Source organism: Mucilaginibacter ginsenosidivorax (assembly GCF_007971525.1).
In the GTDB taxonomy this organism is placed as follows: domain Bacteria; phylum Bacteroidota; class Bacteroidia; order Sphingobacteriales; family Sphingobacteriaceae; genus Mucilaginibacter; species Mucilaginibacter ginsenosidivorax.
The window spans coordinates 7,669,775-7,682,021 of the sequence record NZ_CP042437.1; the positions used below are offsets into that span (position 1 = coordinate 7,669,775).

A 12,247-nucleotide genomic window follows, 5' to 3' on the forward strand; every position below is an offset into this window, starting at 1 on the left:
CCTTGTGCTTTTAGCTTTAAGCCTCAAAAAATGAAAAAGAAAGTAGTATTAGCATACAGCGGCGGATTAGACACCTCATTTTGCTGTATATATTTAACACAGGATCTGGGTTATGAAGTTCATTCGGTAATTGTAAACACCGGCGGCTTTAGCGACGAAGAACTAAAAGGGGTGGAAGAACGCGCTTATAAAATGGGCGTTACATCGCACCATGTGGTTGATGAAACCAAAAACTTTTATGATACCTGTGTTCGCTTTTTGATTTATGGTAATGTATTGAAAAACAATACTTACCCGCTTTCGGTAAGTGCCGAGCGTGTGAGCCAGGCTACAGCTATAGCCAACTACGCCAAAGAAATTGGCGCCGAGTTTGTTGCCCACGGCAGCACAGGCGCCGGTAACGACCAGGTACGTTTCGATATGATCTTTAACATCCTGGTTCCCGAAGTAAAGATCATCACCCCTATCCGCGATTTGAAATTGAGCCGTGAAGAGGAAATCCAATACCTGAAAGATCATGGAGTGGAGATGAACTTCGAGAAAGCTAAATACTCCATTAACAAAGGTATCTGGGGAACATCTGTTGGTGGTAAAGAAACCCTTACGTCGAACTTAGGGTTGCCCGAAGAAGCCTGGCCTACCCAGGTAACCGAATCTGAAGTAAAAGACCTTGTACTTGAATTTGAAAAAGGTGAATTAGTTGGTATTAACGGTGAAAAATATGATCACCCAACCAAAGCCATCCAGGCTTTGCAGGCTATAGCGCAGCCATATGGCATTGGCAGGGATATTCACGTTGGCGATACCATTATCGGCATTAAAGGCCGGGTAGGCTTTGAGGCTGCTGCGCCAATGTTAATTATAAAGGCTCACCATACTTTAGAAAAACACGTGCTAACTAAATGGCAGCTATCATGGAAAGATCAGCTTTCTGCATTCTACGGTAACTGGCTGCATGAAGGCCAGTTCCATGACCCAATTATGCGCAACATGGAGGCCTTTTTGAGCGATACCCAGGCAAACGTAAGCGGTAAAGTATTTCTTCAATTACATCCATACCGTTTCCAGGTTGTAGGTATCGAATCGGATCATGATTTGATGTCGAATAAATTTGGTAGCTACGGCGAGATGAACAACTCGTGGAGCGGCGAAGACGTTAAAGGTTTCTCGAAAATATTTGGCAACCAGGTAATGATCTATCACAAAGTAAATGCCCCCCAGCCCCCTGAAGGGGGAGCGCAAATTGCTCAAGACTAATCATGGCAGATAAAGAAAATATTAACGCTATTCCTACTCCCCCTTTAGGGGGCAGGGGGGCACCCTTTTCAAAAGGAGAATGCCTGAAGCATTATAACTGGGGTGACGACTGCCACGGCTGGACTTTTATTGATACCGAGGCATTATCTGTAAAACAGGAGCTAATGCCGCCAGACACGGCCGAACAATTACATTACCATGAAAAGGCAACTCAATTGTTCTTTATTTTGAAAGGGCGGGCAACTTTTTCCATTGATGGAGAAACGACCGTTTTAAAGCCAGAGCAAGGCATCGAAATATTACCAGGGCAAAAACACTTCATCAGCAACAACGATCAAAGTGACCTGGAGTTTATTTTATATTCATATCCATCAACAAATAATGACAGGATCAATGTTGCCCCCTAACCCCCTTAATAATTGATATTATGACTGATAATTTAAAAGATATAACAAATAGTTCAACTCCCCCTTCAGGGGGGCGGGGGGCTATACGTGCAGGCATTATAGGCGGTGCGGGATATACCGGCGGCGAAATATTGCGGATACTCATTAACCACCCTAATGTTGATATTGCATTTGTACATAGTAACAGCAATGCGGGCAATTATATTTACGAGGTGCATACCGATCTGTTTGGGGATACTGACTTGAAATTCGCTGCCGAGCTTACAACCAATGTGGATGTACTTTTTCTTTGCGTAGGTCATGGTGATGCCAAAAAGTTTTTGGATGCAAATGATATTCCCGATAGCGTTAAAATTATTGACCTGAGCCAGGATTTTCGCTTAACTCAAAACTCGAAACTTAAAACCAAAAACTTTACATACGGTTTGCCAGAGTTGAATCGTGAGGCTATTAAAACAGCAGAAAACATAGCCAACCCGGGCTGTTTTGCTACTTGTTTACAATTGGGATTGTTGCCCCTGGCATCAAAAGGGTTGCTAAATAACGAAGTACATATCACAGCGACTACCGGTTCAACAGGTGCAGGCCAAAGCCTGGCAGCCACCTCGCACTTTACATGGCGTAATGATAACTTATCTGTTTACAAGGTATTTAATCACCAGCATTTGAATGAGATAGGGCAATCTTTAAAGCAGCTACAGTCTGGTTTCGATAAAGCCATCAACTTTGTGCCTTACCGTGGTGACTTTACACGTGGTATCATCGCATCGATATACACAGAAAGTGATTTAAGCGAAGATGAAGCTTTAGCGCTATATCAAAACTATTACGAGGGACATCCATTTACCCACGTTACCAACAGGAACATCGATTTAAAGCAAATTGTAAATACCAACAAATGCTTTATTCAAGTACAAAAACATGGCAATAAAATATTCATTGTCAGCATTATGGATAATTTACTTAAAGGCGCATCGGGCCAGGCAGTACAAAACATGAACTTAATGTTCGGACTGGATGAGCGCGCAGGACTACGACTTAAGGCGACTGCTTTTTAAGCTGAAAGGCTAAAGACAGTTGCCGACAATAACCAGGATTTGTTTCAGCAAACAAATGCGCTAATAAATGAAGTTAAGGCAATACTGATTAGCCTTATTAAAACAATTAGAAAATAAAAGCTTTTGGCCTTCAGCCTTCTGCTTTAAGCTCAACGAAAATGAAATTATTCGACGTATATCCAATCAATCCTATAAATATAGTAAGAGGCCAGGGTAGCCTTGTGTACGATGCCCAGGACAATGAATATCTTGATATGTACGGCGGTCACGCTGTAATATCTATCGGCCATACGCATCCCCACTATGTAAAACGATTAGAAGATCAACTGCACAAACTGGGTTTTTACTCCAACTCTATCGAAATCCCTATCCAAAAAGAGCTGGCCACCAAATTAGGTAAGGTATCGGGTAAAGAAGACTATCAACTTTTCTTGTGTAACTCGGGTGCCGAAGCAAACGAGAATGCTTTGAAACTGGCATCATTTTATAATGGTAAAAAGAAAGTCATCGCATTTACCAAAGCATTTCATGGCCGTACATCATTAGCAGTCGCGGTTACTGATAACCCAAAAATCGTTGCTCCTGTCAACGAAACCGATAATGTGATATTTTTGCCATGGGCAGATGAAACTGCTTTAGCTCAGGCTTTTGCCGAAAACGAAATATCCTCTGTAATTATCGAAGGCATCCAGGGCGTTGGCGGTATCCAGGTTGCTCCTGAGGGATTTCTGCAAAAAATCAGGTCGCTCTGCGATGAATACAATGCCGTTTTTATAGCCGACTCGGTACAATGCGGTTACGGGCGTACCGGCAAATTCTTCTCGCAGGATTTTGCAGGAGTTGATGCCGATATATATAGCATGGCCAAAGGAATGGGGAATGGTTTCCCGGTTGGCGGTATCATTATTTCGCCAAAAATACAGCCTGCGTATGGCATGCTGGGCACCACGTTTGGTGGCAACCACTTGGCTTGTGCCGCCGGATTAGCCGTGCTGGAAGTAATGGAACAGGACAACCTAATGCAAAATGCTGCCACCGTTGGCGAGTACCTTATAAAGGAACTTAAAAAACTGGAGCAGGTTAAAGAAGTAAGAGGACGTGGCTTGATGATCGGGATTGAATTGCCCGAAGAATTGGCCCACGCGCGTAAAGAACTTTTATTTAAACACCATATTTTTACAGGCGAAGCGAAACCTAACGTAGTAAGGTTATTGCCTGCGTTAAACCTAACCAGGGCTCATGCCGATAGGTTCCTGGAAGCTTTTGTAGATGTTTTAAATCAATAGATAGCAATATATAATAATCCCGACTGATGAAACTATTTTCTTCTGTAAACGACGTTACTGATATTGATGCCCTTGTAAAAGAAGCGTTGGCGCTTAAGCAAAACCCTTATGCCAACCAGGAATTGGGCAAAAATAAAACCCTTGCATTGGTGTTTTTAAACCCAAGCCTGCGTACACGCATGAGCACGCAAAAAGCGGCCCTTAACCTGGGCATGAATGTAATGGTGCTTAATATCGATAAAGAAGGCTGGGCATTGGAGCTTCGCGACGGGGTTGTAATGGACGGCACAACCGTCGAGCATATACGTGAAGCGGCGGGTGTTATGGGCCAGTATGCTGATATTATAGGTGTGCGTTCATTCCCCGGCCTGCGTAACCGCGAAGAAGATTATAGCGAAATGATATTTAACAAGTTTGTAGAGTTTTGCAAAGTACCGGTAGTTAGCCTGGAATCGGCTACCCGCCATCCTTTGCAAAGCCTTGCGGATTTGGTTACTATAACAGAATTAAAAACTACTGCCCGCCCTAAAGTTGTATTAACCTGGGCGCCGCATATCAAACCGCTGCCGCAAGCCGTGCCAAATTCATTTTCTGAGTGGATGTGCAAGGCAGATGTTGATTTTACCATCGTACAGCCTAAAGGATATGAGCTTTGTGCCGATTTTACCCAAGGTGCAACCATCAGTTATAACCAGGATGAGGCCTTAGTTGATGCCGATTTTATCTATGTAAAAAACTGGTCGGCCTATGAGCCGTATGGTAATATACTCGGTAAAAATGAGGAATGGATGCTGACCAACGAAAAGTTGAAATTAACCAATAATGCTAAGGTGATGCATTGTTTACCTGTTCGCCGCAACTTAGAGCTGTCTGACGAGATTTTGGATGGGCCTAACAGCATTGTGGTGCATGAGGCGGGTAACCGCGTATGGGCTGCTCAGGCTGTGTTAAAGCAAATGCTGGAAAGCTTGTAGTTAGCTTTTGTAGTTACATACTTTTTTAGCAAAAATCATAACTCTTGATTCTTGACTCTTGATTCTCGAGAACTATGTACATACCCGCTTTCAATAAATTTCCAAACCAGCAGGAAGCCATTAATTTTATGCAACGTTATAGCTTTGCCACTATAGTTACGGCTGATCATGATGTGCCGGTTGCTACGCATCTCCCCTTTTTGATTGAACAGCGCGATGATAAGGTAGCGCTGTTATCTCATTTTGCCAAAGCAAACCCACAGGCACTGGGCATCATTAATAAACCGGTATTGGTGATATTTACTGAACCGCATGCTTACATATCCCCGGCCAATTACGAAAAGGAAAACAACGTACCCACCTGGAATTATTTAGCTGTACACGCCTATGGAAAAGCAAGTTTATTAGCCGAGGAAAATGAAACAGTCGAATTGTTAGCCAAAATGATAAACAATTATGAGCCTGGTTATTTGCAACAATGGAATAACCTGCCCGGCGATTACAAGCAAAAAATGATAAAAGGCATTGTGGCATTTGAAATTATTGTCGACGATTTGCAAGGCAAACAAAAGCTAAGTCAGAATAGATCAGCGCTCGAGCGTGAAAATATCATCAATACACTAAGCAAAAGTGAAGATTCGGTTGAAAGCGAGATAGCCAACTATATGTCGAAATTAAAATAGCATTATTCGATGTACTTAGATGCCCTGTTTATCATCGCATTAAGTGTCAATCCCTGAACTATTACTGAAAATATAACTATAAAATAACTTCCCGATAAGATCAGATGACGGTAGGGTGTATTTGGCAAAGTTAACGCTAAGGCGATGGAGATACCTCCCCTTAAGCCGGCCCAGGTCATTACGTTAATATTACTGTAATTAACCTTTAACGACCGCCTTAAAAAGGTAAGCGGCAACATGATACTTAACCAGCGGGCAATCAATATAAATACAATAGATATGCTCCCTGTAACCCAATAATTATTTACAAACGGTAAATTAATAAGTTGCAGGCCTATCATCACAAACAAAATAGTGTTCAGCATTTCATCAACCAGTTGCCAAAATTTTTCCAATGATTCATGCGAACGCTCTTTATTATCCTGGTTAATGGAATGGCTTCCGGCAAACAAACCTGCGGTTACCACTGCTAATGGAATAGAAAATTCGAAAATGGTAGCCAGTACTGATAAGCCCATTACCAAAGCCAAAGAGATAAGCACAATGGTTTGAAAATCCTTTACCGACTTCATGAGGCGTTGTGCCAGGTACCCAAAAGCAGCCCCGGCCATTATACCCAGGAAAACTTCCTTTAAGATAAGTATCGCGACTTTCGAGGCTTCGATATTTTTTTCGCCTACATTGGTTATTTCAAGTAAAATCACAAATAATACTAAGCCTACCCCATCGTTAAACAGCGATTCGCCAGAGATAATAGTCTCCAGGTGCGCAGGCAACTTTGAGTTTTTAACAATTGCCGAAACCGCTACCGGGTCGGTAGGTGATACTAAAGCCCCAAACAAAAGACAATAAATAAGTGGCATGTGGATATGAAAAAAGGGGGCCAGGTAATACAATAGAAAACCGAAAATGGCAGTAGATAATATTACCCCTAATGTGCTAAGTATTAGTACAGGCCGCATTTCTTTTTTTAGCTTTTTTCCATCGAGGTTAAACGCGCTCGAAAACAGCAGGAAACCAAGCATAATATTGAGCACTACCTTCGAAAAATCGATATTCTTGGCAAGAGTAGTTAAGTACCTGGCCGTTGCAGGATTCAGCTTATCAACAATCAGTATAGCAATAGAAACTATGGTGGCTATTAAAACAATTCCGATGGTACCCGGAAGTTTTATAAAGCGAGCATTTAAGTAGGAAAAAAATGCACTTACAATAACCAATAAAGCAATTACAACAAATAGATCCATAGGCGTTTACTTTGTTACTAATAAAATAAACGCCGCAATGTTTTAAATCAACTGTTTTTATTTAGACTCGGGATCCGTCATCCGGGTTTCCGTATCAAAATAACGTACAATCAGGCGGTTATCGCTGTTTTTATTAAAGTAGTTAATTGCCCAGCTAAAAAATATAATTCCCTTATTGGTAAAACCGGCCAACGACATTAAATGCACAAAGCCCCACAATAACCAGGCAAAAAAACCCTGGAAATGCAACTTCCCTAAATCGGCCACAGCTTTGTTACGCCCAATTGTAGCTAACGATCCTTTATCTTTATATTTAAATGGTACAGTAGCCTGGTTATTCAATATCCGCACCAGGTTTTTGGCAAGCCACTCCCCCTGCTGGATAGCGGCAGGAGCAACTCCCGGATGCCCGTTCGGTGTCTCGGCCGTAATCATAGCCGATACATCGCCAATGGCAAAAATATTGCTATAACCATTTACTTTATTAATTTCATCAACTTGTATGCGGTTACCCCTTGTAATATTAGTTGGGGGTAAGCCGGCGGGTACCTCGCCTTTTACGCCTGCAGCCCATAAAACATTGCGGGTAAGTATGGTTGTTCCATCATCTATTTTAAGCAAAACACCATCGTAGCTTTGCACGTGTACGCTATTGTAAATAGTAACGTCCATATCTTCCAAAAACCTTTTCGCTTTTGCCGATGCTGCCGGCGAGAAGGCGCCAAGCACAACATCCTTACCCTCAATCAGGTAAACTTTCATATTATGTTTACGCAAGCCATGATAATCTTTCATCAAAATTAACTGCCGCATTTCGGCAAGCGCACCTGATAGCTCTACGCCGGTTGGCCCCCCACCTACTACAACAAAAGTCATCAAAGCTGCTTTCTCTTCCGGATCTTTGGTGACTAACGACATTTCGAGATTTTGCAATATCAAACTACGCAGGTTTAATGCCTCCGGGATATTCTTCATCGGCATAGCAAAGTGTTCAATTTCCTTGTTGCCAAAAAAGTTGGTATTTGAACCTGTCGCAATAATCAGGTAATCGTAATATATCGTACCTATATTGCTGGTAAGCGTGTTGGTTTCAGGGTGTATCTGTTCAACCTCTGCAAGCGCAAACCTGAAGTTCTCCTGTTTTGTAAAAATCCTCCTGATTGGGAAACCGATAGAATCGGCGGCTATAGAACCGGCAGCTACCTGGTACAGCAAGGGCTGAAATGTATGGTAATTATGTTTATCAAGCAGCAGTACATCTACCGGCGCATTTTTAAGGTTCTTTGCTAATTCAAGTCCTCCAAAACCGCCGCCGATGATCACGACACGTGGCTTTGTACCTTTCTTTTTATCCATAGGAAAATTTTACAGCAAGTTTAATGCCTTAAATTGATGTATACTAATTATTTCATAATCAAATTTTAAACTTACATTACTGTAACCAAACAATCATTTTTGAATCATTTTTACCGGAAATAGACTATAATTTCTTATTTTTAACAGATTTCTATTTAAAATGCGGTCAAATTAACAAGTGCCGTATTAAATTATTGTGAAGAATGAACAAAAGTGATACAGTTTCTATTAAATCGACCGAAATAGCAGGCAAAAAAAGTCTGCATGTTATCAAAATCGGTGGAAATGTAATAGATAACTCCGAAAACTTATATCATTTCCTGAAAGATTTTGAAACGCTGGATGGATATAAAATATTGGTACATGGCGGAGGCAAGGTAGCCACACAAATAGCAGGAGATTTGGGGATTGAAGCGAAGCTTGTTGATGGCCGGCGCATAACAGATATAGAAACGCTAAAAGTGGTTACCATGGTATATGGCGGCCTCATCAATAAAAATATAGTGGCTCAGTTACAACGTTTTGGTAATAACGCTATAGGGCTTACAGGCGCTGATGGCAATTTCATAAAAGCAAAAAAACGCCCGGTAAAAACTATCGATTATGGTTTTGTAGGCGATATCGACGAAAACTCTATCAACCCGGGTAATATAAGCAAATTGATGGAAGCGGGCTTTACCCCTGTTTTTTGCGCGATAACGCATGATGGCGAAGGGCAGTTGTTAAACACCAATGCCGATACCATTGCATCGGCATTAGCGGTGAACCTGGCATCGTTATATGATACAACGCTGATATATTGCTTTGAAAAAAAGGGGGTTTTGCAGGATATTGATGATGAAGATTCATTAATACGGGAGATAAACCCGGAGCATTACGAAGAATTAAAAAAGGAACGAATTATACACAGCGGTATGCTGCCTAAACTCGATAATGCATTTACAGCAATAGCCTGCGGCGTAAAAGCTGTAATAATTGGCAAAAGCGACGATTTAGGAAATATAAAGAACAACAAACCATTTGGAACTCGTTTAAGTAAAACCACATGAACGCATCACAGCAAATAGCCATTTTGGGCTCTGGAAACATCGGGCTTTCGTTAGCCAAAGGGTTGGTTAAAGCAGGTATTTGCAAACCCCAGCAAATAACACTTACACGCAGAAATGTAGCTGCACTGGCAGATTACGCCGCTTTAGGCTACCATACTACTGATAACAATTTAAAAGCCGTTAAAAAATCGGATATCATAGTTTTGGCAGTTTTACCTCAACAATTAAATAAATTACTTGACGAGATAAGGCCTGCCATTAAGCCCGAAAAACAACTCCTGATATCAGTAATATCCGGCGTTAGCTGCAGCGATATTCGCCAGCAACTGGAATTAAACGTACAGGTGGTGCGTGCGATGCCTAATACTGCGATTGCCATTGGCCACTCCATGACCTGTATTGCCACAGATAACGGTACCAATAAAAACATTAACCTGGTAAAATCACTTTTTGATACCGTTGGTGTAAGCATCCAGATTAATGAAGAATTAATGACATCAGCTACCGCGCTTTGTGCCTGCGGCATCGCCTTCTTTTTACGCTCTATCCGCGCTGCATCGCAAGGCGGTACCGAGATTGGTTTTCATGCCGGCGACGCATTGAAAATGGCTGCACAAACGGCCAAAGGCGCTGCCGATTTGTTATTGCAGCTATCATCGCACCCCGAACAGGAAATTGATAAGGTAACATCACCAAGTGGTTGTACCATTGCCGGCCTTAATGAGATGGAACACAATGGCTTTAGTTCGGCCATGATCAAGGGGATTAAATTATCCGCCGAAAAGGCCGGCGACCTTTATAAAAAGGAAGAGCATTAATATTGACACACAAATTGGCACTAATTTTATCGAATTACACGAATTAGATTAGCGTAAAGTCAGTGTCAACATAGTAGTTATATCATATAAAGTTTTCATATCTAAATAGACAGAAATTTGTTTTTTATTCGTGTAATTCGACAAAATCCGTGTCTATTCGTGTTTTTAAATAATGTTAACAGTAGAAAAAATCGGCGGTACATCCATGACCGCATTGGGTGATGTCATCAAAAACATTATCCTGTTTGAGCGCAGCGGCAACCAGCTTTACAACCGCATCTTTGTAGTATCGGCATTTTCGGGGGTAACCAACCTGCTGCTCGAAAATAAAAAAACCAAGGCTCCTGGTGTTTATCACCGGTTGGCGACTTATAAAGATTTCCATAAGCCCCTTAAAGAACTCATTGTTAAGCTTAAACAACTCAATAAAAACTATGAAGGCCTCGGCTTAAACCTTGCCCAGGCCGATGCTTTTATTGAGCAACGCCTTAAAGACGCACAAACTTACCTGGAAAATATTGCCAATATTCTGGCCTCCGGCTATGTAAACAAAGCAGATGTTTTACTGGCTGCACGCGAAATCCTGGCATCTATAGGCGAAAGTCATTCGGCATTTGTTTTTGCCAATGTATTGCAAAATATGGGCATCAATGCCACTTTTGTAGATTTGAGCGGCTTCCATGATCACCGGTCATTAACTATCGATCAACGCATCAGGAAAGATCTGCAGCATATAGATTTTGCCGGCACCATTACTATTGTAACCGGTTATGCCAAAGGCACTGAAGGTATTATGCGCGAGTTTGACCGCGGCTACTCTGAAGTTACTTTTAGTAAAATAGCTGTTGAAGTAAAACCACAGGAAGCCATCATCCATAAAGAATACCATTTGTGTACTGCCGACCCGCAATTGGTAGGTGTTGAAAATTGTTTCCCGGTAGGCAATACCAACTACGATGTGGCCGACCAATTGGCCGACGTGGGCATGGAAGCTATCCATCCAAAAGCATCCAAACCATTAGAGATCAATGATATTGACCTGAGAATAAAAAACACTTTCCAACCGGAGCATCCCGGCACGCTAATTACACGCGAATACATATGTGATAAAAAACGGGTTGAGGTGATTACCGGTACCGAACAAGTAATGATGATTGATATATACGACCCATCGATGGTGGGCAACGTAGGTACCGATTTTCATATCATGCAGCTGTTTTATAAATATGGCGTAAGCTATACTTTTAAGGCTACCAGCGCCAACAGTATCTCGATTGTGATATGGGATAAGGATTTCAACAAAAAACTGATACAGGAATTAGAAGATGATTACGAGAAAGTAACTGTTGAAAAAATGGCCATGGTTTGCCTCATAGGTTCTAATATGGATCAACCGGGTTTATTGGCCAAATCGGCAACGGCACTGGCACAAAAAGGTATCAATATTAAAAGCTGTGGCTTTGCCCTGCGTAAGGTAAACATCCAGTTTTTGGTTGCAAGAGAAGATTTTGCGGAGGCCATAAAAGCATTGAATAAGGCGATGATATAATTTGAAAGGAAATCGGGAAATGAAAATTGTTATCAGAAGGCTCAGTTTTCACTCCCTGATTTTTCCATTTTTAAAGCTTTTATGCTGTAGCTATTCAGCGTAGTTAATAATTCTGACAAATAAGCATTCACATTTCCAAGCCTGATAATTTTAGGAGCCTGACGTATTAAAATCTGGCCGGTTGAAGTTTGCTTTGCAACCGGGTACATTTTAATCATGAGTGAACCATTTTCTTCCTCAATTTCCTCAATATCCGCCCAATAATATTTTACATTTTTAACATGGTCGTAAATAAAAACCTCATCAAATTCAAGCTGGGGCTCTTTATTTATTGCTACTATTATTGATCTTAAATTTGAATAGAACAAACTGATAAGGTTAAATGCAAAACCTATGTAAATAAACCAGCTTGCCACAGGCGAGACATTCCGGTTAAAAGAGATAACAAGTATCCATATTGCAGTTATCACCAATTGCAGAATTAACCCGGTGCCAAATTTAAAATAGTATTTCATCCTTCATCAAATATAACTAATTACCCTAAAGTAACTAAGCTTTTACTT

General features: G+C 41.3%; 12 protein-coding genes. 9 read left to right on the forward strand and 3 right to left on the reverse strand.

The genetic code is table 11. The features are described 5' to 3' along the window. Positions 1-30 precede the first annotated feature (30 nt). From argG to FSB76_RS31390, 6 genes are all read left to right on the forward strand, one after another. Positions 31-1,257: an argininosuccinate synthase gene (gene argG, locus FSB76_RS31365; protein ID WP_147060598.1), complete on the forward strand. Its 1,227-nt coding sequence runs from the start codon at positions 31-33 to the stop codon at positions 1,255-1,257. Between the two features lie 2 nt (positions 1,258-1,259). Further along, positions 1,260-1,664, forward strand: a complete 405-nt coding sequence (locus FSB76_RS31370; protein ID WP_147060600.1) for a cupin domain-containing protein — start codon at positions 1,260-1,262, stop codon at positions 1,662-1,664. A 20-nt stretch (positions 1,665-1,684) separates the two neighbouring features. Continuing rightward, on the forward strand, positions 1,685-2,722 hold the full coding sequence (gene argC / locus FSB76_RS31375) for an N-acetyl-gamma-glutamyl-phosphate reductase (RefSeq protein ID WP_147060601.1): 1,038 nt from the start codon (positions 1,685-1,687) through the stop codon (positions 2,720-2,722). Between the two features lie 158 nt (positions 2,723-2,880). Further along, positions 2,881-4,008 (forward strand): aspartate aminotransferase family protein, encoded by a 1,128-nt coding sequence (locus tag FSB76_RS31380; RefSeq protein WP_147060610.1) that lies wholly within the window; start codon positions 2,881-2,883, stop codon positions 4,006-4,008. A gap of 26 nt (positions 4,009-4,034) precedes the next feature. Then, positions 4,035-4,982: an N-acetylornithine carbamoyltransferase gene (locus tag FSB76_RS31385; RefSeq protein ID WP_147060612.1), complete on the forward strand. Its 948-nt coding sequence runs from the start codon at positions 4,035-4,037 to the stop codon at positions 4,980-4,982. Positions 4,983-5,056: 74 nt separating this feature from the next. Continuing rightward, the gene (locus FSB76_RS31390) at positions 5,057-5,665 is read left to right on the forward strand and encodes an FMN-binding negative transcriptional regulator (RefSeq protein ID WP_147060614.1); all 609 of its coding nucleotides are present in this window, start codon (positions 5,057-5,059) and stop codon (positions 5,663-5,665) included. Between the two features lie 2 nt (positions 5,666-5,667). Here the strand turns inward: FSB76_RS31390 and FSB76_RS31395 are convergent, their stop codons facing one another. Then, positions 5,668-6,912: a cation:proton antiporter gene (locus tag FSB76_RS31395; protein ID WP_147060616.1), complete on the reverse strand. Its 1,245-nt coding sequence runs from the start codon at positions 6,910-6,912 to the stop codon at positions 5,668-5,670. A 57-nt stretch (positions 6,913-6,969) separates the two neighbouring features. Beyond that, on the reverse strand, positions 6,970-8,268 hold the full coding sequence (locus tag FSB76_RS31400) for an NAD(P)/FAD-dependent oxidoreductase (RefSeq protein WP_147060618.1): 1,299 nt from the start codon (positions 8,266-8,268) through the stop codon (positions 6,970-6,972). Between the two features lie 203 nt (positions 8,269-8,471). Between FSB76_RS31400 and argB the strand changes: the two genes are divergently transcribed. The 3 genes from argB to FSB76_RS31415 all read left to right on the forward strand — a co-directional run bounded on the left by argB (position 8,472) and on the right by FSB76_RS31415 (position 11,684). Beyond that, positions 8,472-9,317 (forward strand): acetylglutamate kinase, encoded by an 846-nt coding sequence (gene argB, locus FSB76_RS31405; RefSeq protein ID WP_147060620.1) that lies wholly within the window; start codon positions 8,472-8,474, stop codon positions 9,315-9,317. After that, positions 9,314-10,135, forward strand: coding sequence for a pyrroline-5-carboxylate reductase (gene proC, locus FSB76_RS31410; RefSeq protein ID WP_147060622.1), 822 nt, complete (start codon positions 9,314-9,316; stop codon positions 10,133-10,135). The genes argB and proC overlap by 4 nt, the downstream gene beginning before the upstream one ends. A 172-nt stretch (positions 10,136-10,307) precedes the next feature. Beyond that, positions 10,308-11,684, forward strand: a complete 1,377-nt coding sequence (locus tag FSB76_RS31415; protein WP_147060624.1) for an aspartate kinase — start codon at positions 10,308-10,310, stop codon at positions 11,682-11,684. A 41-nt stretch (positions 11,685-11,725) separates the two neighbouring features. On the opposite strand, the gene FSB76_RS31420 is transcribed toward FSB76_RS31415, so the two are convergent. Continuing rightward, a complete protein-coding gene (locus FSB76_RS31420) occupies positions 11,726-12,199 on the reverse strand; it encodes a hypothetical protein (protein WP_147060626.1) in 474 nt (157 codons plus the stop codon). Positions 12,200-12,247: the final 48 nt, after the last annotated feature.

What these genes read in the sequence shown, in the direction of transcription:
- FSB76_RS31400 (WP_147060618.1), bottom strand. Translation starts at nt 8,268, where the DNA reads ATGGATAAAAAGAAAGGTACAAAGCCACGTGTCGTGATCATCGGCGGC.
- FSB76_RS31370 (WP_147060600.1), top strand. Translation starts at nt 1,260, where the DNA reads ATGGCAGATAAAGAAAATATTAACGCTATTCCTACTCCCCCTTTAGGG.
- FSB76_RS31390 (WP_147060614.1), top strand. Translation starts at nt 5,057, where the DNA reads ATGTACATACCCGCTTTCAATAAATTTCCAAACCAGCAGGAAGCCATT.
- FSB76_RS31385 (WP_147060612.1), top strand. Translation starts at nt 4,035, where the DNA reads ATGAAACTATTTTCTTCTGTAAACGACGTTACTGATATTGATGCCCTT.
- FSB76_RS31415 (WP_147060624.1), top strand. Translation starts at nt 10,308, where the DNA reads ATGTTAACAGTAGAAAAAATCGGCGGTACATCCATGACCGCATTGGGT.
- argC (WP_147060601.1), top strand. Translation starts at nt 1,685, where the DNA reads ATGACTGATAATTTAAAAGATATAACAAATAGTTCAACTCCCCCTTCA.
- argG (WP_147060598.1), top strand. Translation starts at nt 31, where the DNA reads ATGAAAAAGAAAGTAGTATTAGCATACAGCGGCGGATTAGACACCTCA.
- proC (WP_147060622.1), top strand. Translation starts at nt 9,314, where the DNA reads ATGAACGCATCACAGCAAATAGCCATTTTGGGCTCTGGAAACATCGGG.
- argB (WP_147060620.1), top strand. Translation starts at nt 8,472, where the DNA reads ATGAACAAAAGTGATACAGTTTCTATTAAATCGACCGAAATAGCAGGC.
- FSB76_RS31420 (WP_147060626.1), bottom strand. Translation starts at nt 12,199, where the DNA reads ATGAAATACTATTTTAAATTTGGCACCGGGTTAATTCTGCAATTGGTG.
- FSB76_RS31395 (WP_147060616.1), bottom strand. Translation starts at nt 6,912, where the DNA reads ATGGATCTATTTGTTGTAATTGCTTTATTGGTTATTGTAAGTGCATTT.
- FSB76_RS31380 (WP_147060610.1), top strand. Translation starts at nt 2,881, where the DNA reads ATGAAATTATTCGACGTATATCCAATCAATCCTATAAATATAGTAAGA.